Below are 19,039 nucleotides of genomic sequence, written 5' to 3' on the forward strand. Positions count from 1 at the left end.
GTTCGCCCCGCTCGCACATGCAGCATGATCTAGCGCGGGCGATCCGGCTTGACCATGGCGGATGTAACAATGCGTGACCGGGAGGACGGTTTCTTGACGCCCGCGTCTCCTCCCCATGAATGGGGAGGGGGACCGCCCCCGGGTCTCGCCAAAGGCGAGCCCGAGGACAGGCTAAGCGGTGGAGGGGTTCTTGACGCACGAAGGCTCCGTATCGCGCGCCCGCGTTCTTCGTCGCGCCCTGACGCCGCCCGAAGCCCGACTGTGGGTCTACCTGCGCCGCCGCGCGCTGGATGGCATGAAGTTCCGCCGCCAGCATCCGGTCGGCGTCTATGTGCTGGACTTCTATTGCGCCGAGGCGATGTTGGCGGTCGAAGTGGATGGCGAAAGCCATGAGGGCCGGGGCGAGCACGATGCGCGAAGGACGCGCTGGCTCGCGACCCAGGGCATTGCGGTCATCCGCGTGTCGGCGGAACAGGTGCGGGTGGACTTAGGCGACGTGCTGGATTTCATCGCCGCGACCGCAAGAGACCGAATTCGCGGCTAAGAGCCCCTCCACCGCTACGCGGTCCCCCTCCCCACAAGTGGGGAGGAGACGATGTGGCGAAGTCTCGTCTCCTCCCCATGAAATGGGGAGGTGGCTCGGAGCGCAGCGGAGAGACGGAGGGGTTCTCCCCTACCCCGCGATCTGACCGAAGTCGGCGACCTGGCCCATCACGTCGCGGACCTGGCCCAGCAGCTTCAGGCGGTTGTCGCGTTCGGCGGGGACGTCAGAGTTGACCAGCACATCCTCGAAAAAGCGGTCCACCGGCGCCCGCAGAGCGGCAAGCGCCGTCATGGCGGCGGCGAAGTCCTCGGTCTCCAGCGCGGCCTCGACGGCGGTGCGGGCGGCGCCGACAGCGAAGGCCAGGACGGTCTCGGCCTCGGGCTGGTTCGGCAGGCCGGTCTGGACCATGCCGGTCGGCACAGGCCCCTTCTTCTCTTCGGCGCGCAGGATGTTGGAGGCGCGCTTGTAGCCCGCCAGCAGATTGGCGCCGTCGTCCGTGGCCAGGAAGGCGGCCAGAGCCTCCACCCGACGCACTATGCGGAAGAGGTCGTCGTCGCCCAAAGCAAAGACGGCGGCGACGAGGTCGTGGCGCTGGCCTCGGTCGCGGAGGAGGACAGTCAGGCGGTCGGCGAAGAAGGCGAGAAGGCCCGCTTCGACGCTGAACCACCGATCCCAGAACGAGTCTTCCCCCGACAACTTCACCGATCGAGGGCCAACGCCTCCGAGTTCGACGCCTAGCTCACGTCCAAGCTGGAAGACCTTCCATGAGTCGTCCTCAAGACGGCGCTCAGAGACTTGCCCGGCCAGCATACGGTAGGACGTCATCAACAAATTGTCCTGGCGACCGCCTAGCGGTAGCCGCACCCCGTTCTCCAGCACCAGCCGGATCACACCCAGCGCCGCCCGCCTCAGCGCAAACGGATCCTTCGACCCCGTGGGCTTTTCGTCGATGGCGAAGAAGCCGACCAGGGTGTCCAGCTTGTCGGCCAGGGCGACGGCGACCGTGACAGGGGCGGTCGGAACCGTGTCGGCGGGGCCTTGCGGCTTGTAGTGGTCGCGGACGGCGTCGGCGATGCGGTCCCTTCTCCCCTCGGGGGAGAAGGTGGGCTGCGAAGCCGCTCGGATGAGGGGGCTGCCGGATGCGGACTCTGCGGTCGAGGGCGAAGAGGCGGAAACAGCCCCCTCATCCGTCTCGCTGCGCGAGCCACCTTCTCCCCCGAGGGGAGAAGGGGAAATCCGGGCGTAATAGCCGCCCATGATCCCCTGCAGTTCGGGGAACTCGCTGACCATGCCCGACAGCAGATCGGCCTTGGACAGGCGGGCGGCGGTTTCAGCCTCGTCAGGATCGGCGCCGACCAGCGGGGCGATCTCGCGGGCAAGCGCCGCGATGCGCTCGACGCGCTCGGCCAGCGTGCCCAGTTTGGCATGGAAGGTGACGCCGGACAATTTGGCGTTCCTGGCCTCGAAGCCGACCTTCTGGTCCTCGTCCCAGAAGAAGCGGGCGTCGTTCAGGCGGGCGCTCAGCACGCGGCTGTTGCCGGCGGCCAGGGCCTTGCCGCCGTCGGTCGCCTCGACATTGGCGACGACCAGGAAGTTCGGCGCCAGGCCATCCTTGGACGGATCGCGAACGGCGAAATACTTCTGGTGCACCTTCATCGACAGTTGGATCACTTCCGGCGGCAGGGCCAGGAACTGCGGGTCCATGTCGCCCAGGATCGGGGTCGGCCATTCGGCCAGGCCCGCCACCTCGTCCAGCAGGCCGTCGTCATCGACCAAAACGAGACCGCGCGCGGCGCAGGCGGCCTTGGCCTGTTCCAGAATACGCAGTTTGCGGTCGGCCACGTCGATCAGGACGAAGTTCTTCTCCAGCTGGGCGCGATAGTCGGCGAAGTCGCTGACCCGCAAGGGTGCGCCCGAACCCAGGAACCTATGGCCCTCCGTGACCGCATCGGAGGCGATGCCGTCGATCTCGAACGGGACCACCGCCCCGTCGAAGACGCACAGGATGCGCTTGATCGGCCGCACCCAGCGCAGGGTTCCCACACCCCAGCGCATCGACTTGGGCCAGGGAAAGGCGCGCACGATCTGATCGACCGTCTCGGCCACCAGATCGGCGGTCGCGCGGCCCTTGGACGACAGGACGGCGAACAGCACGCCGTCGCGCTCCACCAGCTGTTCGCGGGTAAGGCCGGTCTTGCGCAGGAAGCCTTCCAGGGCCTGAGCGGGCGCCGAGGCCTTGGGCCCCTTCACCTCTTCCTCGCGGTCGGGGGTGGCCGTGGGCAGGCCGTCGACGACCAGGGTCAGACGACGCGGCCCGGCATAGGTGGTCAGAGCGTCCCAGGTCAGGCCGGCGGCCTTCAGCCGCTCGGACGCCATCCGCTCCAGGTCGCGCGCAGCGCCCTGCTGCATCCGGGCGGGGATTTCTTCGGAGAAGATTTCGAGGAGAAGCTGGGGCATCAGGCGGTTTTCCGCTCTTGTTCGACGTAAGCGAGGGCGCAGGCTTTGCAGAGTTCGCGGATGCGGCCGATGTAGCTCTGGCGTTCGGCCACGGCGATGGCGCCCCGGGCGTCCATCAGGTTGAACAGGTGGGACGCCTTCAGAACCTGGTCATAGGCGGGCAGAACCAGCGGCTGGCCCTGCGGCCCGGTCATGGCCAGAAGGCGCGAAACCTCGGCCACCATGTCCTCGAACCGGCGCTTCAGCCCATCGACGTCATAGCCGTGGAAGTTGGCCGCCGACTGCTGGCGCTCGTTCTCCAGGAAGACCTCGCCATAGGTCAGGCCCTCCTTGGTGAACTTCAGATCATAGACGTTGTCCACGCCCTGCACATACATGGCCAGACGCTCCAGCCCGTAGGTCAGCTCGCCCGAGACCACATCGATTTCGATGCCGCCGACGCCCTGGAAATAGGTGAACTGCGTCACCTCCATCCCGTCGCACCAGACCTCCCAGCCCAGACCCCAGGCGCCGACGGTGGGGTTTTCCCAGTCGTCCTCGACGAAGCGGATGTCGTGCAGTTTCGGGTCGATGCCGATGGCGGCCAGCGAGCCAAGATACAGCTCCTGAAGGTTGTCCGGGTTCGGCTTCAGGATGACCTGGTATTGGTAATAGTGCTGGAGGCGGTTCGGGTTCTCGCCATAGCGGCCGTCGCCGGGGCGGCGACTGGGCTGGACGTAGGCGGCCTTCCAAGGCTTCTGGCCCAGGGCGCGCAGCACGGTCGCCGGGTGCAGGGTCCCCGCCCCCACCTCGATGTCATAGGGTTGCAGGATGGCGCAGCCCTGATCGCCCCAATAGCGGTGAAGGGTCAGGATCAGGTCCTGAAACGCGAGCGGCTCAGTCGGGGTGGTCAAATCGGGCTCGGGAGGGGCTGCAAAAAAGACGGCGGACCATAGGGCCCGCCGTCTCTCGCTTCAACACGCTGCGCCCGCCCATTTGGCGGCGGGCGAAACCCGGCCCGTCTTATTGCGGGGTCGGAGCGGTCTGTTCATCGCCGTCCGGGGTCGGATCGACCTGGCCGTTGGTCGGATTCTGAACCGGGGGCGAGGCGGTGGTGGTCGTCGTCGCGGCCGGTTCGCCGGTCGGCGCCGTGGGGGCGGCAGCGGCGTCGGTCGCCTCGGCCGGAGCGGCGGCGTCGGCTGGGGCGGCGGCTTCTTCGTCGCCCATGGCGGCCATGGACTGGGCCGGGTTCAGCACCTTGTCGATGGGGAAGACCGCGCCGTTGGAGGCGTCAAGCTCGGCGCTGACCACGGTCGCGCCGTCCGCCTTGATGGCAGAGCCGGTGCCGTCCAGCAGGATCTGGCTGTCGGCGGCGGTCGGCACGCCGCCCTTCTTGCCCTGGATCTGATCCGGCGTCACGTCGGCGACGATGACGTGATAGAGCAGCAGCTGACGCAGCTCGGCGGCGTTGGCCGGGTCCATCAGGCGGGTGCGATCCGCCTCCGGCAGGGCGGCGAAGGCCGCATCCGTCGGGGCGAAGATCGAGATGGCCGGACGGCTGGCCAGGGTGTCGGTCAGTTGGGCGGCGTCCAGGGCGGCCAGCAGGGTGGTGAACTGACCGCTGGATTTCAGCACATCGACCACCGTCTCGGCGGCGGCGGGCGTGGCCTGGGTCGCGGCGGTTTGGGCGGGGGCGACCTCCTGCATCACCGGCGCGGCGGCGGCGGGCGCCTGATCCGGGGTCTGGGCCGGGGTTTGCGCAGGCGTCTGCGTCGGGGTTGCGGGGGCTGTGGCTTCCTGGGCGAAGGCCGGGGCGGCCATCAGGGTGACCACGGCGGTCGCGGCAAGCAGTTTTGCACGAAGCATGACGGTATCCTTTTTCTGTTTGAGGATCGTCATCGGGAGGGAGACGATCCGTTCCAGTCATCGGAACTGTCATGCCCAAGTCGGAGACCAGTGATCCGGTTCCGAGATTTCGTTACAAACCGTAACTCTTGTGATGATCACGGCAAGACCTGGGCGAATGCTGGGCCGAACATTCCATGTCGCCGGTATTCGGCCATAAGACTGCGGCGTTACTGCACAGCCAGTCGGGTCGATCGAGCCCAGGCGGTCGGGTGGGCGTCGGCCAGGAGCGCCGCCGCCGCCTCGGCCGCATCAAGGGTTGGATACAGGCCGAACACCGTCGCGCCCGAACCGGACATCCGCGTCAGGGCGACGTCGGGCGTGGCGGCGACCGCGCGCAGGGCGTCGGCGATGGCTGGCGTCAGGGCCACGGCTGGCGCCTCAAGATCGTTGCGTTGGCTCGAAAGCCAGTCGATCACGCCGCCGATGCTCCAGTCGGCAGGCGGCGCCGGGCGATCCGCCGCCGCGACGGGACCGGCGTCATAGGCCCGGTAGACGCCGCCGGTAGGCGACGGAACGCCCGGATTGAACAGGACGGCCGGCAGCGGCGGCAGGCGCGGCTCGTCGGTCAGGACATCGCCCCGCCCCTCGGCCCAGGCGGTGCGCATCCTGAGGCACATGGGGCCGTCGGCGCCGACGACGGCGGCCACCGCCTCCAGCCCCGCATCGTCGATGTCGAGCGCCAGCACGTCGCGCGCCAGCTTCAGCGCCGCGCCGGCGTCCGACGATCCGCCGCCCAGGCCCGCCGCGATGGGCAGGCGCTTGTCCAGAACGACCTTCAGCCCCGGTTCGCCCGTCCCGGACGCCTCGCCCAGTCGGCGCAGGGCGCGCAGGATCAGATTGTCGTCGGCGCCCGACAGGCCGGCGGCGAAGGGGCCGACCACATCCAGCGACAGCCGCTCGGCCGGTTCGACCGACACCCGGTCGCCCACGTCGGCAAAGGCGACCAGACTGCTGAGCGGATGATAGCCGCCCCCGTCCACGGCCCCGACATGCAGGAACAGATTGATCTTGGCCGGGGCCAGGGCGGTGCGGACAGTCATGGGCGCTGACTAACCCATGGCTTGGCGCATTTCATCCGTTCATCCCCGCGAATGATCGGAGATCAGTTGGAGACGCCGCCGGTCGAAGCCGGCTTGTCCAGCCCGTCGGCGATCTTGCGTTCGACCTCGGCGCGGCGTTCGTCGTCGGGGTCCAGCACCAGGACGCGGTTCCACAGCCAGACGGCCTCGCGCTGGCGGCCGACCTTCCAATAGGCGTCGCCTAAGTGGTCGTTGATCTCGGCGTTGGCCGGCTCCTTGTCCACGGCCTGCTCCAGAGTGTCGACGGCGACGTCGTACTGGCCCTGTTTGAACTGGGCCCAGCCCAGCGAGTCCTGAATGTTGCCGTTGTCGGGCTCTAGCGCATGGGCGCGGGCGATCATGGCGGCGCCCTCCTGAACGCGCAGCCCCTTGTCCACCCACAGATAGCCCAGATAGTTCAGCATGTCGGCGTCGTTGGGCGCGGCCTGAAGCGCGGCCCACAGTTCGGCCTCGGCCTCGGTCGTGCGGTTCAGCGCCTCATAGGCGGCGCCGCGCAGGAAGTGGACGTTGGCGCCCTGATCGGCGGTGTTCAGCACCGGCCCGTCCAGCAGGGCCAGCGCCTCGTCATGCTGTTTCAGCTGCATCAGCTGGCCGGCCAGGACCAGGGCGATCTGGCGGTTGTCGGGGCTGGCGGCGAAGGCGCGGCGCAGTTCGGTCAGGGCGTCGTCCGACTGCCCCTCCTCCTCCAGGCTGACAGCCATCTGGGCGCGGGCGGCGGCGTAGAGGGTCGGGTCCTCGGTCCCGATGCGCGACAGGGCGGCGCGGGCGGAGCTTTTCAGCCCGGCGCGGGCCAGCACCTGGGCCAGCTGATATTCGGTCTCGTCGTCGGGATAGAGGTTCTGGGCCAGACGCAGATAGACGGCGGCGAATTCGTTGCCCCGCTCGGCCGAGGCCTGGGCGGCGGCGGTGACCAGGGCCTGGGACGCGCCTTCGCGCAGATCGGGCAAGGCGGGGGGCCGCCCGCCGGCCTCGGCCCGTTGCAGGGCGCGCGCCACGCCGGGATCGACCGGCTGGACCGCCATCGCCGCGCGATACAGGGCGATCGCCTCGTCACGACGATCGCGCCGCTCCATGAACTCGCCATAGGGGCGTTTGAACAGGGCGCCGATGGTCGGCGCCTCGACCGCCGCCTTCAGCTCGACCTCGGCTGCGGCATAGTCGCGGCGGCGCTCCAGCAGGGACGCGCGGTTGATGCGGGCGAAGGCCAGGGTCAGGGGATCGCCGGCGGTCGGGGCGGGCTGAAGCGCGCGGGTCCAGTCGTTGGCGGCCGCCGCGATCCAGGGCGCGACCAACAGGCCGGCGCGGGCGTGGGGCGCGCCGATCGGCTGGGCCGCCAGGGCGGCGTTGGCGGCGCGGGCGTCGCCGTGGGCGTAATCCTGAACCAGCCGGACCAGCCGCCCGCCCTCGACGAAGGCGGGAGACGCCGTGGCGTCGGTCGGGGCCAGGGCCGCCGCCACGTCCAGATCGCCGGTCAGAAGCGCCGAGGTGAAGGCCTGTTCGCGCACGCGGGGTTGTTCCGGCGTCAGCCGCTCGGCCTGGGCCAGATAGTCGGAGCCTTGCGCCCCCTCCCCCTGCATCAGGGCCAGCTTGCCGGCCAGATACAGGCCATAGGCGCTGCGGCCCTCGGGGTTTGTCGGGATCGGCGCCCAGACGGCCGGGATGGCCGGGGCGGCGGGCGCGTCGGTGATGACGATGTGGGGATCGGGCGCGGCGTCCTGGGCCGGCGAAGTCGTCTGGCCGGGAATGGGCTGGCCTGGTTCCAGGATCACGGCCGGAGGATGGGTCTGGGGCGTCGGCGCGGCGGGCGCGGCCTCCTGCGCCGCCGCCTGTCCGGCCATGGCCAGGGCGACGACGGTCAGGGAGGCGGAAATCAGAGTCGAGCGGCGCGAACGGGAGGCGATCATGCCCCGACCCTTCACGCTTTCCCCCGCCCCCGCAAGAGGCTGGATGATTGCTCATCCACTCCGCCCATCCTGACGAAAGCCGGGATGGGCGGATAGGGGTGTTCACATGTTCGGATAGTTGGGGCCGCCGCCGCCCTCGGGCGTGGTCCAGACGATGTTCTGCGACGGGTCTTTGATGTCGCAGGTTTTGCAGTGGACGCAGTTCTGGGCGTTGATGACGAAGCGCGGGTCGGCCTTGGCCGCCTCGTCGCCATAGACGACCTCGTACACGCCCGCCGGGCAGTACAGCCGCGCCGGCTCGCCGTATTCGGGCAGGTTGACCCGGATCGGGATGGACGGGTCCAGCAGCTTCAGGTGGGCCGGCTGGTCCTCGGCGTGGTTGGTGTTGGAGATGAAGACCGACGACAGCTTATCGAACGACAGCTTGCCGTCCGGCTTGGGGTATTTGATCGGCTTGTGATGCGCCGCCAACTCGGTCGAGGCGGCGTCGGTCTTGGCGTGTTTCAACGTCGGGATCGGCGACCAGCCGCCCAGCAGGGTCCGGCACCACATGTCGAACATGCCGAACGCCCCGCCCAGGGTCGTGCCGAACTTGGACAACAGCGGCTTGGCGTTTCTGACGACCGAAAGCTCCTTATAGACCCAGCTCTTTTCGAAGGCGGTCTGGTATTCGACCAGTTCGTCGCCCGAACGCCCCGCCTGAACCGCCTCATAGGCGGCGTCGGCGGCCAGCATGCCGGTCTTCATGGCGTTGTGGCTGCCCTTGATGCGGGGCACGTTCACGAAGCCGGCCGAACAGCCGATCAGGGCGCCGCCGGGGAAGGACAGTTTCGGAATCGACTGCAGACCGCCCTCGGTGATGGCCCGCGCGCCATAGGAGATGCGCGTCCCGCCCTCCAGGTGTTTGGCGATGTCGGGGTGGTGCTTGAACCGCTGGAACTCGTCGAACGGCGACAGGAACGGGTTCTTGTAGTTCAGGTGAACGACATAGCCCACGGCCACGTAGCGGTCGCCGAAGTGATAAAGGAAGCTGCCGCCGCCGGTGTGTTCGTCCAGCGGCCAGCCCGTCGTGTGCTGAGCCAGGCCGGGCTGGTGCTGTTCGGCGGGCACCTGCCACAACTCCTTCAGACCGATGCCGTATTTCTGCGGCGACTTGCCGTCCTGAAGCTTGTGTCTGGCGATGATGGTCTTGGCCAGGGAGCCGCGCACGCCCTCGGCGATGAAGACGTATTTGCCGTGCAGTTCGATGCCCGGCTGGAAGTCGCCGGTCGGCTTGCCCTCGCGGTCGATGCCGAAGACGCCGGCGACGACGCCCTTCACCCGGCCCGTCTCTTCCTTCCAGACCACGTGGCTGGCGGCCATGCCGGGATAGACCTCGACGCCTAAAGCCTCGGCCTGTTCGCCCAGCCAGCGCGTGACATTGCCCAGCGAGGCGATGTAGCAGCCATGGTTGTGCATGAAGGGCGGCAGCAACGGCATCGGCAGCGGCGCCGACCCTTGCGGCCCCAGCAGCAGGAAGCGGTCCTTGGTGACGGGCGTTTCCAGCGGCGCGCCGCGTTCCTTCCAGTCGGGGAACAGCTCGTTCAGCGCCTTGGGGTCGATCACGGCGCCGGACAGGATGTGACCGCCGACCTCGGCCGCCTTTTCCAGCACCGCGACGCTGATGTCCTTGCCGTCCTTTTCCGCGCGCTGCTTCAGACGAATGGCCGCCGACAGGCCGGCGGGACCGCCGCCGACGATGACGACGTCGTATTCCATCACCTCGCGCTCGACGCCGTTCAGCGCCTCCAGCGGCGGCAGATTGTCGATGATGGCTTCCTGACGGGCGTTCTCGGCGCCGCCTTCGATGGCGTCTTCGGCCATGATTTCCCCTGAATCCCGGTTGTCCGTGTGGTTATGCCGCTTATCGGAAGGTGACGCGAGGGCGGTCAAGGCTTATCGGTAGCCCGAGACATGAACGCGCAACCCCATGACATCGCTGCAGTCGAAAGCCTGCTCGCCTTCTGGCGGGATGCGGGGGTGGACGCCTGCTATGGCGATGCGCCGGTCGACCACACCCATATCGCGCCGCCGCCGGCGGTGAAGGCGGTGCAGCGCGCGACCGCCTCGGTCGCCCCGGCCCTGGCCGGACACGCCGCCGAGGACGCCGCATCCGAGGCCCGGCGTCTGGCCGCGGGCGCCGCGACCTTGCAGGATCTGGCCGCCGCCGTCGCCGCCTTCGAGGGCTGTCCGTTGCGCGGCATGGGCGCGACCCAGTCGGTGTTCGCACGCGGCAATCCCAACGCCCCCGTGCTGATCGTCGGGGAAGGCCCCGGCGCGGACGAGGACCGGATCGGCCAGCCTTTCGTGGGCAAGGCCGGTCGGCTGCTGGATCGAATGCTGGCGGCGGCGGGCCTGACCGACCGGGTTTTCATCACCAACACCGTCTTCTGGCGCCCGCCCGGCAACCGAACGCCCACGCCCCAGGAGCAGGCCGTCTGCGCCCCCTTCGTGGAGCGCGCCTTCGCCCTTTTGAAGCCGCGCGCGGTGCTGCTGCTGGGCGCCGCCTCGGCGCGCGGGGTGCTTCAGGCCGAGGAAGGGATCATGAAGCTGCGCGGCCGCTGGCAGGAATGGCGGCTGGCGGAAGGCGGCGTTTCCGCCCCCGTCATCCCGACGCTGCACCCCGCGTTCCTGTTGCGTCAGCCCCAAGCCAAACGCCAGGTCTGGGCCGATCTGCTTTCGCTGGCGGTTCGCCTTGAAACGGACTCGGTTGAAGAACAAGGCTAACGGCGGCATTGTGACATGCTGACGACCATCGCCATACACGCGCCGCCTTTGTCCTGTTGACAGGCGGCCGTCGCCAACGAGGGGGCCGCCGCTTATGCACCTGTTCCGCCGCGCGTTCCTCGCGCCGACGCTGGCTGTCGCCGTCTGCGCCGTATCGTGCGCGGCCTGGGCCGAGACGCCCTATGGCGGTTCAACGGCGGATTCGAGCGCCGGTTCCGGCCGCCCCGTGGCCCTGAGTTCCGCCGACCGGATTTCCTACACTACCGCCTTCGACGCCCTGCGGCGCGGCGACATCGAGACGGCGCGAGCCTCCGCGCGCCAGGCCCAGGACCGGGTGCTGCTGGGCCAGGTCGAGTTCGAGAGCCTGTTCCACCCCGACCACGTCGCCACCTATGAAGAACTGACGGCCTGGTTGGAGACCTATTCCGACCTGCCCTGCGCCGACCGCGTCTATACGTTGGCGCTGCGTCGCCGCCCGGACGGCGCGCCCGAGCCGACGCGGCCCGGCGGCGTGATCGGCCGGACCTGGAACAGCCTGGTGACGGCGGTTTCCGGCGGCGGCGGGGTCGACGATCCGGCCAAGGCGGCGCGCGTCGCCTACAACAACGACGACCTGACCGGCGCCTCCGCGGTCGGGCGCCAGATCGGCGACTGGTGGACGGTCGGCCTGGCGGAATGGCGGCTGGGGCAGTTCCACGAAGCCTTCTCCGCCTTCGAACGGGTCGCCAACGACCCGACCGAAGACCCCTGGGTGCGCGCCGGCGCCGCCTATTGGACCGCGCGGGCGGCGTCGCAGTCCGGCCGCCAGGACCGGGTCAACGAATATCTGCATCTGGCCGGACAGTGGCCCGCCACCTTCTATGGCCAGATCGCCCTGCGTCAGTTGGGCGAGGAGCCGACCATCGAGAACATGGGGCCGCGCCCCTATGAGGCCGAGGCCCGCCTGCGCCGCGCCACCTATGTGCCCCAGAGCGCCGGCGTGGAGCCGACCGCGCTGGAGGCCTTCGTCCAGAGCGACACGCGCGCCAAGCGCACCGTCGCCTTCTACGAGGTCGGACGCCGCGCCGACGCCGAGACCGAGCTGCGATCCAACCTGCGCACCGCCGTCGGCGACGCCGCCAAGATGTGGACCGCCCTGGCCCGCGCCATCATGCCGGTGAACACCGCCGCCGAGGCCAGCCGCATCGACGCGACCCGCTATCCCATGCCGGACCTGGCGCCCGAAGGCGGCTTCGTCATCGAAAAGGCCCTGGTCTACGCCCTGGCCCGCAAGGAGACCGATTTCAACGCCACGGCCCGCTCCAGCGTCGGCGCCTATGGCCTGATGCAGGTCATGCCGACGACGGCGGCGGAGCTGAGCGGGGATCGGGGCTTCGTCAGCGATCCGACCCGCCTTTTCAACCCGGCGGTGAACCTGCGGCTGGGCCAGGCCTATATCAACCGGATGCTGGCCCTGCCGGCCTTCCAGGGCGACCTGCTGCGGGCGGTGGCCTCCTACAACGCCGGACCGGGACCGATGCTGGCGGCTGTCAGGAAGCTGGGGCCGGACGCCGATCCCCTGCTGCTGATCGAGACCATCGACGTGCCCCAGGCCCGCGACTACGTCGAGAAGGTCGTAGCCAGCTACTGGATCTATCAGCGGATGTTCGGCGGCCCGTTGAAGACGCTGGACGCCCTGGCCTCGGGCGCCCGGGCCGCGCCGATCGCCCTGGACTATGTCGCCCCGCCGCCTCAGGCCGAGCCCGTCCTGATCGCCCAGGCCAGCGCGGTCGGCGGCGAGCGATAGCCGCCTAGAAGATCGCCACCAGCAGGCTGGCCCAGAAGGCCGTCCCGATCAGCGCCGCCAGCCCGTAACCCACGACCGGATGCATGGCGCGCGGCGCGGCGCCTTTCGTATCAGGCTGGATGGTCGGCATGGCCGTGCGGGTCATCTGACAGGTCCGGGTAAAGGAAGCGCCGCCCCTTCAGGTAACGACGTCGGCTTAACGCGGCGTCTGCCGAAATGGTTCTCGGGCGATTAGGATTTCGCCGCCTCTAGGCCTGGGCCTCCCACTCCTGGAAATCAGGATGGTTCAGGAGGGCCGCCAGATAGGCGCCGCCCGTCCCGTCGTCGCCGTGGTCGGCCAGGTCGATCTGGAAATGCCGCAGTCGCGCCGCGACGGGCGTGAAGAAGGCGTCGGCGATGCTGCGCCCGCCGAACAGCCAGGGGCCGTCGCCGCCGAACCTTACCCGCATCCGGCCGAACACGGCCGACAGCCGCGCCAGGTCGCGATCCAGCGCCGGATCGGACGGCGTCTCGGCCCGCCCCTCGCCGGTCATCGGATGATCCGGCCCCATGCCGCAAACGTCGCGCAGCGCCGAAAAGCCGGAATGCATCTCAGCCGCGACGGATCGAGCCAGGGCGCGCGCCGCTGGATCGGCCGGCCACAACTCGGCCTGCGGATAGGTCTCCGCCGCCCATTCCGCGATGGCCAGGGTGTCCCAGATGACCTCGCCCCCCACCCGCAGCGCGGGCACGAAGCCGGATGGCGACAGGACCTCAAGCGCCGCCTTGTACGCGGGGGTGTCGTAACGGGCGTCGATCACGGCGAAGTCGGCGCCGGTCATCTTCAGAGTCAACCAGCCGCGCAACGACCAGGTCGAATAGGCGCGCGGCCCGATGATCAACTCCATGACGTCCCCTTCAATGGCTGGAGGCCAGCTTCAACACGACCAGGCCCGACACCACCAGGGTGACCCCGGCGATACGCAGCGGCGTCAGCGGCTCGCCCAGAATGACGGCTCCGACCGCAAAGGCGCCGACCGCTCCGATGCCGGTCCAGATCGCATAGGCCGTCCCCAGCGGCAGGGTCTTCATCGCCAAGGACAACAAACTGAATGACCCGATCATGAAGACCACCATGCCGACGGTCGGCCACAGCTTGGTATAGCCCTCGGAGGCCTTCATCAAAGAGGCCCATACAATCTCGAGAATTCCAGCGGCGAGCAGATAAACCCAGGCCATGACGATAAATCCCTGACATACGGCCGGGTCGTCCCGGCGTTGTGTCCCGAATGGGGGAGGTCGTCCTCACTGAAAGCGCGGCTAATCTGGGACATCATGGCCCAAAGTCAACCTCGTCCTCGCCGCAAACCTTGACTCGCGCGTCCTTGAGACCGACACGAACCGCCCATGATCACGCGCTATTCCCGCCCCGTCGCCGCCGCCATCTGGTCCCAGGAAACCAAGTACAAGATCTGGTTCGAGATCGAGGCTCACGCCGCCACGAAAATGGCCGAGCTGGGCGTGATTCCGAAGGAATCGGCTGACGCCATCTGGGCCAAGGGCAAGGATGCGACCTTCGACGCCGACCGCATCGACGAGATCGAACGCACCACCAAGCACGACGTCATCGCCTTCCTGACGCACGTCGCGGAAATCGTCGGCGAGGAAGCCCGCTTCCTGCACCAGGGCATGACCTCCTCGGACGTGCTGGACACCTGTTTCGCGGTGCAGTTGGCCCGGTCTTCGGACCTGCTGATCGAGGGCGTGGACCGGGTTCTGGCGGCGCTGGAGACCCGCGCCAAGGAGCATAAATACACCCCGACCGTGGGCCGCTCGCACGGCATCCACGCCGAGCCTGTGACCTTCGGCCTGAAGTTGGCCGGCTATCACGCCGAGTTCCAGCGCGCCAAACGCCGCCTGATCACCGCCAAGGACGAGATCGCCACCTGCGCCATTTCCGGCGCCGTGGGCACCTTCGCCAATGTCGATCCGGCGGTGGAGCAATATGTCGCCGACCAGATGGGTCTGCAGGTCGAGCCGGTCTCGACCCAGGTGATCCCGCGCGACCGCCACGCCGCCTTCTTCGCCGCGCTTGGCGTCGTCGCGTCGTCGGTCGAACGCCTCGCCGTCGAAATCCGCCACCTGCAACGCACCGAAGTCCTCGAAGCCGAAGAATTCTTCGACAAGGGTCAGAAGGGTTCGTCGGCCATGCCGCACAAGCGCAACCCGATCCTGACCGAGAACCTGACCGGCCTTGCCCGTCTGGTTCGTTCGGCCGTCACGCCCGCGATGGAGAACGTCGCCCTGTGGCACGAGCGCGACATCAGCCATTCGTCGGTCGAGCGCGGCATCGGGCCCGACGCCACCATCCACCTGGATTTCGCCCTGCACCGGCTTGCCAATGTGGTCGAGCGGCTGAACGTCTATCCTGAGAACATGCAGAAGAACATCGACCGCCTGGGCGGTCTGGTTCACTCGCAGCGTGTCATGCTGGCCCTGACCCAGGCGGGCATTTCGCGCGAAGACGCCTATGCCGCCGTTCAGGAAAACGCCATGAAGGTCTGGCGCGGCGAAGGCGCCTTCATCGACTTCCTGAAGGCCGACGACCGCGTCACCCTGCCCCACGACCAACTCGAAGCCCTGTTCGACTTGGGCTACCACACCAAGAACGTGGACGTGGTGTTCAAGCGGGTGTTCGGAGAGACGTGAGCGACAGCCGCCGCATCGGTTTCGCCCCCGTCGTCGATGCGGACACGCGCCTGCTGATCCTGGGCAGCCTGCCCGGGGATGCCTCTTTGAAGGCGGCGCAATATTACGCCCATTCGCGCAATGGCTTCTGGGCGCTGATCGGGGGCGTGCTGGACGAAGACCTGCCCGCCAAGCCCTACATGCAGCGTTTGGCGCGATTGAAAGGCCGCGGGGTGGGGCTTTGGGACGTGATCGCCTCGGCCGAGCGGTCGGGCAGTCTGGACGCGGCGATCCGGTCGCCGGAAGCGGCCGATCTGCGGGGTCTGGTCGAAAGCCTGCCCATGCTGCGCGCCGTGGCGTTCAACGGCGGCTTGGCGGCCAGGCTGGGTCGGCGAATCCTGAGCGACCTGGAGAGCGTCGCCCTGATCGATCTGCCGTCGTCCAGCCCCGCGCACGCCATATCCTTGTCGGCAAAGGCCGAAAGCTGGGCCATACTGGGGACGTTTCTCCCGGATAAGCCTCCCGCCTGATGATTCTCACCCTCTCCTGCCCCGACCGTCACGGCATCGTCGCGGCCGTTTCCGCCTTCCTGCTGCAGCGGGACGCCAATATCTCCGACGCCCAGCAGTTCGGCGACGCCTCCAGCGCGACCTTCTTCATGCGTGTGGTGTTCGAACCGGCGCAGGGAGACGGCGAAGACGCCATCCGCAACGCCTTCGCGCCCTTGGCCGAGCGGTTCTCGATGGATTGGACCTTGCGGGGCGCCGAACCGCGCAGGGTGATGATCCTGACGTCCAGGCTCGATCACTGTCTGGCGGATCTGCTGTACCGCTGGCGCATCGACGAACTGCCGATGCAGGTGACGGCCGTCGTGTCGAACCATCCGCGCGAACTGATCGGCCATGTCGATCTGGGCGACCTGCCCTTCCATCACCTGCCGGTCGACGCCGCCGACAAGCCGGCGCAGGAGGCCGCGTTGCTTCGTTTGATCGAGGAGACGGGGACGGAGTTGGTCGTGCTGGCGCGCTATATGCAGATCCTGTCCGACGACCTCAGCCGGCGGCTGGAGGGGCGTTGCATCAACATCCACCATTCCTTCCTGCCGGGCTTCAAGGGCGCCCGCCCCTATCATCAGGCCCATGCGCGGGGCGTGAAGGTGATCGGCGCCACCGCCCATTATGTGACGCCCGACCTGGACGAAGGCCCCATCATCGAACAGGACGTGGAGCGCATCAGCCACCGCGACACGCCCGAAGATCTGATCCGCAAAGGTCGCGACATCGAACGTCGAGTTCTGGCCCGCGCCGTCCGTCGTCATCTGGAAGACCGCGTTTTGCTGCACGGCGCAAAGACAGTGGTGTTCGAAGACTGAATGGTGAAGCTGCGATTTCTTGTCGCGCGACACGCATCCTTTCGGCCGCCCCGAACGTAACGTTCCCGTTACCGCCTCGTGAGCGGCAAATAGGGAACGAAACACCATGACAAATCTTCGCAATCTTATGCTCGTCGCCGTATCCGGCGGCGCGCTGATGGCGCTGGGCGCCTGCAACAACAACGAACCGGCCAAGACCGCGCCAGCGGAATCGACCGCCATGGCCCCGGCCGAGGGCGCAGCCATGGCTCCCGCCGCCGATCCGATGGTCGGCGGCGCGGCGATGAGCCCGAACGAGACCATCGTCGCCAACGCCTCCAAGGCGTCGAACCTGACCACCCTGGTCTCTGCCGTCAAAGCCGCCGGTCTGGTCGATACCCTGCAGGGCGCTGGTCCCTTCACGGTTTTCGCGCCTGACAACGCCGCCTTCGACAAGATTCCCGAGGCGACGCGCACCAGCCTGATGCAGCCGGCGATGAAGGCCGATCTGACCAAGATTCTGACCTATCACGTCGTCGCCGGTCGTCTGACCGCCGCCGATCTCGCCGCCCAGGCCCAGGCCAATGGCGGGACCGCCACGCTGAAGACGGTTCAGGGCGAAGAACTGAAGGTTTCGGCCGGCCCGAACAACACCTGGGTCATCACCGACGCCAAGGGCGGCAAGTCCACCATCACCCAGGCGGACGTGGCGCAATCCAACGGCATGGTCCACGTCGTGGACACGGTTCTGATGCCGTAAAAATAATTGCGTTTCGGCGTCTCGGCGCTGAAACCAAATTCCCGCGTCCGTGTTCTTCAGGGGCGCGAGACGCACAGTACGCCGGGTGAGACATCCCCCAACGTCCCCGGCAAAAAAGAAAGGGCCGCACTTTCCCCCGGGTGCGGCCCTTTCGAATTCCGATATCGCCCCGAAGGTCGAAGGCTTACTCGCCGGCGCGAATCTGCTCGCGGGCGATGGAGGCCAGTTCGTCGATCTTGGAGCGAATCTCGCCTTCGGACACCGACAGGCCCGAGGCCTTGAAGTCGCCGGCGACCTTGCGGAACACGTCCTCGTCGCCCGGCTGCTCGAAATCGGCGCGCACGACGGCGGCGGCGTATTGATCGGCGCTTTCCGCCGACAGGCCCATCTTTTCGGCGGCCCACAGGCCCAGCATCCGGTTGCGCCGGGCGATGGCCTTGAACTCCTGCTCCTGATCGAGGGCGTACTTGGCCTCGAAGGCCTTTTCCCGATCGTCGAAGGTCGTCATTTCGCTCAGCATAGCTCCGTACGCCCCGCTAACGTCGGGGCAACGGCCGTCTATAGACCGCCCGGCCATGAACGCAACCTGACTTCAGTCGGGTGGGACCGACTGTCCCCATCCGTCGCATTCGTGACCAGGGGGTCCACAGGGCGCGCCCGCCATCCATATTTGTATCCAGGCCCGCCTTCCGCTAAGGAGACCGCGAACGAGATTGACTGCCCGAACGATTCCGAAACGCGCCGCCAGGACCGGGTATTGCCCTTCCATTCATGGCCGCGCGATTTTTGTTTCTGGAGGGCGCCCGTAGGCCGGGACCGGACGATGAACAGCAAACGCAAGAAAATCTACGAGGGCAAGGCCAAGATCCTCTACGAAGGACCCGAGCCCGGCACCCTGATCCAGTATTTCAAGGACGACGCCACCGCCTTCAACGCGCAGAAGAAGGCCGTGCTGGAAGGCAAGGGCGTGGTCAACAACCAGATCAGCGAGTTCATCATGTCGCGCCTGAACGGCATCGGCGTGACCAACCACTTCATCAAACGCCTGAACCTGCGCGAGCAGTTGATCCGAGAAGTCGAGATCATTCCGCTGGAAGTCGTGTGCCGCAACATCGTCGCCGGTTCGATGAGCCAGCGTCTGGGCATCGAGGAAGGCACGCCCCTGCCCCGCTCGATCATCGAATTCTACTACAAGAAGGACGAGCTCAACGACCCGATGGTCACCGAAGAGCATATCACCGCCTTCAACTGGGCCTCGACCCAGGAACTGGACGACATGCTGGCCATGACGGTGCGGGTGAACGACTATCTGTCGGGCATGTTCGGCGCCGTCGGCATCACCCTGGTCGACTTCAAGATCGAGTTCGGCCGGGTTTGGGAAAACGACTTCAGCCGCGTGCTGCTGGCCGACGAGATCAGCCCCGACAGTTGCCGCCTGTGGGACGCCTCGACCGGCGAGAAGCTGGACAAGGACCGCTTCCGCCGCGACCTGGGCAATGTGATCGAAAGCTACACCGAGGTCGCGCGTCGCCTGGGCATCATGAAGGGCATGCCGACGGTGATCCAGGGAGGACTGCACTGATGGCTAAGGTGAAAGTTCACGTCTTCCTCAAGCCCGGCGTCCTGGACGTTCAGGGCAAGGCCGTCGAAGGCGCCCTGCAGGGCCTGGGCTGGCCCGGCGTGTCGAACGCCCGCGTCGGCAAGCTGATCGAATTCGACCTGACGGGCGTCGAAGACCCGCAAGCCGAGGCCAAGAAGATGTGCGAGCAGTTGCTCGCCAATACGGTGATCGAAAGCTACCGCATCGAGGCGGCCTGACCCCGGCGGTTGAATGTAAT

Annotated in this window: 19 protein-coding genes; 9 read left to right on the plus strand and 10 right to left on the minus strand. The window is 67.6% G+C overall.

What is annotated here, in order from left to right; translation table 11 throughout:
* Positions 1-190 precede the first annotated feature (190 nt).
* On the plus strand, positions 191-544 hold the full coding sequence (locus B3Z70_RS15520) for an endonuclease domain-containing protein (protein WP_292021795.1): 354 nt from the start codon (positions 191-193) through the stop codon (positions 542-544).
* 129 nt (positions 545-673) lie between these two features.
* Here B3Z70_RS15520 and glyS read toward each other — a convergent pair whose 3' ends face one another.
* From glyS to B3Z70_RS15550, 6 genes are all read right to left on the minus strand, one after another.
* Complete coding sequence (glyS, locus tag B3Z70_RS15525; protein ID WP_292021797.1) at positions 674-3,001, minus strand: glycine--tRNA ligase subunit beta; 2,328 nt, start codon at positions 2,999-3,001, stop codon at positions 674-676.
* Entirely contained in the window at positions 3,001-3,894 is an 894-nt protein-coding gene (locus B3Z70_RS15530) for a glycine--tRNA ligase subunit alpha (protein WP_292021799.1), read from the minus strand. The genes glyS and B3Z70_RS15530 overlap by 1 nt, the downstream gene beginning before the upstream one ends.
* A gap of 109 nt (positions 3,895-4,003) precedes the next feature.
* A complete protein-coding gene (locus B3Z70_RS15535) occupies positions 4,004-4,846 on the minus strand; it encodes a fasciclin domain-containing protein (protein WP_292045885.1) in 843 nt (280 codons plus the stop codon).
* Positions 4,847-5,055: 209 nt separating this feature from the next.
* Positions 5,056-5,928, minus strand: a complete 873-nt coding sequence (locus tag B3Z70_RS15540) for a 4-(cytidine 5'-diphospho)-2-C-methyl-D-erythritol kinase (RefSeq protein ID WP_292022636.1) — start codon at positions 5,926-5,928, stop codon at positions 5,056-5,058.
* Positions 5,929-5,990: 62 nt separating this feature from the next.
* Positions 5,991-7,871, minus strand: a complete 1,881-nt coding sequence (locus B3Z70_RS15545) for a tetratricopeptide repeat protein (RefSeq protein WP_292045887.1) — start codon at positions 7,869-7,871, stop codon at positions 5,991-5,993.
* A gap of 102 nt (positions 7,872-7,973) precedes the next feature.
* Complete coding sequence (locus tag B3Z70_RS15550) at positions 7,974-9,629, minus strand: electron transfer flavoprotein-ubiquinone oxidoreductase (RefSeq protein WP_292019980.1); 1,656 nt, start codon at positions 9,627-9,629, stop codon at positions 7,974-7,976.
* Between the two features lie 195 nt (positions 9,630-9,824).
* Here B3Z70_RS15550 and B3Z70_RS15555 point away from each other — a divergent pair, with 195 nt between their 5' ends.
* Together B3Z70_RS15555 and B3Z70_RS15560 are read left to right on the plus strand one after the other, a co-directional pair.
* A complete protein-coding gene (locus B3Z70_RS15555; RefSeq protein ID WP_292045888.1) occupies positions 9,825-10,637 on the plus strand; it encodes a uracil-DNA glycosylase in 813 nt (270 codons plus the stop codon).
* 94 nt (positions 10,638-10,731) lie between these two features.
* Positions 10,732-12,423: a lytic transglycosylase domain-containing protein gene (locus B3Z70_RS15560; RefSeq protein ID WP_292023151.1), complete on the plus strand. Its 1,692-nt coding sequence runs from the start codon at positions 10,732-10,734 to the stop codon at positions 12,421-12,423.
* A 4-nt stretch (positions 12,424-12,427) separates the two neighbouring features.
* Here B3Z70_RS15560 and B3Z70_RS15565 read toward each other — a convergent pair whose 3' ends face one another.
* From B3Z70_RS15565 to B3Z70_RS15575, 3 genes are all read right to left on the minus strand, one after another.
* Positions 12,428-12,568 (minus strand): hypothetical protein, encoded by a 141-nt coding sequence (locus B3Z70_RS15565; protein WP_292023149.1) that lies wholly within the window; start codon positions 12,566-12,568, stop codon positions 12,428-12,430.
* Between the two features lie 103 nt (positions 12,569-12,671).
* Positions 12,672-13,310 carry a glutathione S-transferase gene (locus B3Z70_RS15570; protein ID WP_292023147.1) on the minus strand — a complete coding sequence of 213 codons (639 nt, stop codon included), beginning with the start codon at positions 13,308-13,310 and terminating at the stop codon, positions 12,672-12,674.
* A 10-nt stretch (positions 13,311-13,320) separates the two neighbouring features.
* A complete protein-coding gene (locus B3Z70_RS15575) occupies positions 13,321-13,641 on the minus strand; it encodes a DMT family transporter (RefSeq protein WP_292023145.1) in 321 nt (106 codons plus the stop codon).
* A 168-nt stretch (positions 13,642-13,809) separates the two neighbouring features.
* Between B3Z70_RS15575 and purB the strand changes: the two genes are divergently transcribed.
* The 4 genes from purB (at position 13,810) to B3Z70_RS15595 (ending at position 17,201) form a co-directional block, all read left to right on the plus strand.
* Positions 13,810-15,111 carry an adenylosuccinate lyase gene (purB, locus tag B3Z70_RS15580; protein WP_292023143.1) on the plus strand — a complete coding sequence of 434 codons (1,302 nt, stop codon included), beginning with the start codon at positions 13,810-13,812 and terminating at the stop codon, positions 15,109-15,111.
* A complete protein-coding gene (locus B3Z70_RS15585) occupies positions 15,108-15,620 on the plus strand; it encodes a DNA-deoxyinosine glycosylase (protein WP_292023141.1) in 513 nt (170 codons plus the stop codon). Before purB ends, B3Z70_RS15585 begins: the two co-directional genes overlap by 4 nt.
* Positions 15,620-16,462 (plus strand): formyltetrahydrofolate deformylase, encoded by an 843-nt coding sequence (gene purU / locus B3Z70_RS15590; RefSeq protein ID WP_292023139.1) that lies wholly within the window; start codon positions 15,620-15,622, stop codon positions 16,460-16,462. The genes B3Z70_RS15585 and purU overlap by 1 nt, the downstream gene beginning before the upstream one ends.
* Positions 16,463-16,568: 106 nt before the next feature.
* The gene (locus B3Z70_RS15595; protein ID WP_292023137.1) at positions 16,569-17,201 is read left to right on the plus strand and encodes a fasciclin domain-containing protein; all 633 of its coding nucleotides are present in this window, start codon (positions 16,569-16,571) and stop codon (positions 17,199-17,201) included.
* A gap of 184 nt (positions 17,202-17,385) precedes the next feature.
* On the opposite strand, the gene B3Z70_RS15600 is transcribed toward B3Z70_RS15595, so the two are convergent.
* Entirely contained in the window at positions 17,386-17,709 is a 324-nt protein-coding gene (locus tag B3Z70_RS15600; protein ID WP_292023135.1) for a DUF1476 domain-containing protein, read from the minus strand.
* 315 nt (positions 17,710-18,024) lie between these two features.
* Between B3Z70_RS15600 and purC the strand changes: the two genes are divergently transcribed.
* Entirely contained in the window at positions 18,025-18,783 is a 759-nt protein-coding gene (purC, locus tag B3Z70_RS15605; RefSeq protein ID WP_292023134.1) for a phosphoribosylaminoimidazolesuccinocarboxamide synthase, read from the plus strand.
* Complete coding sequence (purS, locus tag B3Z70_RS15610; protein ID WP_292023131.1) at positions 18,783-19,019, plus strand: phosphoribosylformylglycinamidine synthase subunit PurS; 237 nt, start codon at positions 18,783-18,785, stop codon at positions 19,017-19,019. The genes purC and purS overlap by 1 nt, the downstream gene beginning before the upstream one ends.
* The last annotated feature ends 20 nt before the right edge of the window (positions 19,020-19,039 follow it).

The sequence above is a fragment of the Brevundimonas sp. UBA6550 genome, from assembly GCF_002434505.1.
Classification (GTDB): Bacteria; Pseudomonadota; Alphaproteobacteria; order Caulobacterales; family Caulobacteraceae; genus Brevundimonas.

Bases quoted from the DNA above. Each gene is read 5' to 3' on its own strand.
- glyS (WP_292021797.1), bottom strand. From the start codon at position 3,001: ATGCCCCAGCTTCTCCTCGAAATCTTCTCCGAAGAAATCCCCGCCCGG.
- B3Z70_RS15535 (WP_292045885.1), bottom strand. From the start codon at position 4,846: ATGCTTCGTGCAAAACTGCTTGCCGCGACCGCCGTGGTCACCCTGATG.
- B3Z70_RS15540 (WP_292022636.1), bottom strand. From the start codon at position 5,928: ATGACTGTCCGCACCGCCCTGGCCCCGGCCAAGATCAATCTGTTCCTG.
- B3Z70_RS15545 (WP_292045887.1), bottom strand. From the start codon at position 7,871: ATGATCGCCTCCCGTTCGCGCCGCTCGACTCTGATTTCCGCCTCCCTG.
- B3Z70_RS15550 (WP_292019980.1), bottom strand. From the start codon at position 9,629: ATGGAATACGACGTCGTCATCGTCGGCGGCGGTCCCGCCGGCCTGTCG.
- B3Z70_RS15555 (WP_292045888.1), top strand. From the start codon at position 9,825: ATGAACGCGCAACCCCATGACATCGCTGCAGTCGAAAGCCTGCTCGCC.
- B3Z70_RS15560 (WP_292023151.1), top strand. From the start codon at position 10,732: ATGCACCTGTTCCGCCGCGCGTTCCTCGCGCCGACGCTGGCTGTCGCC.
- B3Z70_RS15565 (WP_292023149.1), bottom strand. From the start codon at position 12,568: ATGACCCGCACGGCCATGCCGACCATCCAGCCTGATACGAAAGGCGCC.
- B3Z70_RS15570 (WP_292023147.1), bottom strand. From the start codon at position 13,310: ATGGAGTTGATCATCGGGCCGCGCGCCTATTCGACCTGGTCGTTGCGC.
- B3Z70_RS15575 (WP_292023145.1), bottom strand. From the start codon at position 13,641: ATGGCCTGGGTTTATCTGCTCGCCGCTGGAATTCTCGAGATTGTATGG.
- purB (WP_292023143.1), top strand. From the start codon at position 13,810: ATGATCACGCGCTATTCCCGCCCCGTCGCCGCCGCCATCTGGTCCCAG.
- purU (WP_292023139.1), top strand. From the start codon at position 15,620: ATGATTCTCACCCTCTCCTGCCCCGACCGTCACGGCATCGTCGCGGCC.
- B3Z70_RS15595 (WP_292023137.1), top strand. From the start codon at position 16,569: ATGACAAATCTTCGCAATCTTATGCTCGTCGCCGTATCCGGCGGCGCG.
- B3Z70_RS15600 (WP_292023135.1), bottom strand. From the start codon at position 17,709: ATGACGACCTTCGACGATCGGGAAAAGGCCTTCGAGGCCAAGTACGCC.
- purC (WP_292023134.1), top strand. From the start codon at position 18,025: ATGAACAGCAAACGCAAGAAAATCTACGAGGGCAAGGCCAAGATCCTC.
- purS (WP_292023131.1), top strand. From the start codon at position 18,783: ATGGCTAAGGTGAAAGTTCACGTCTTCCTCAAGCCCGGCGTCCTGGAC.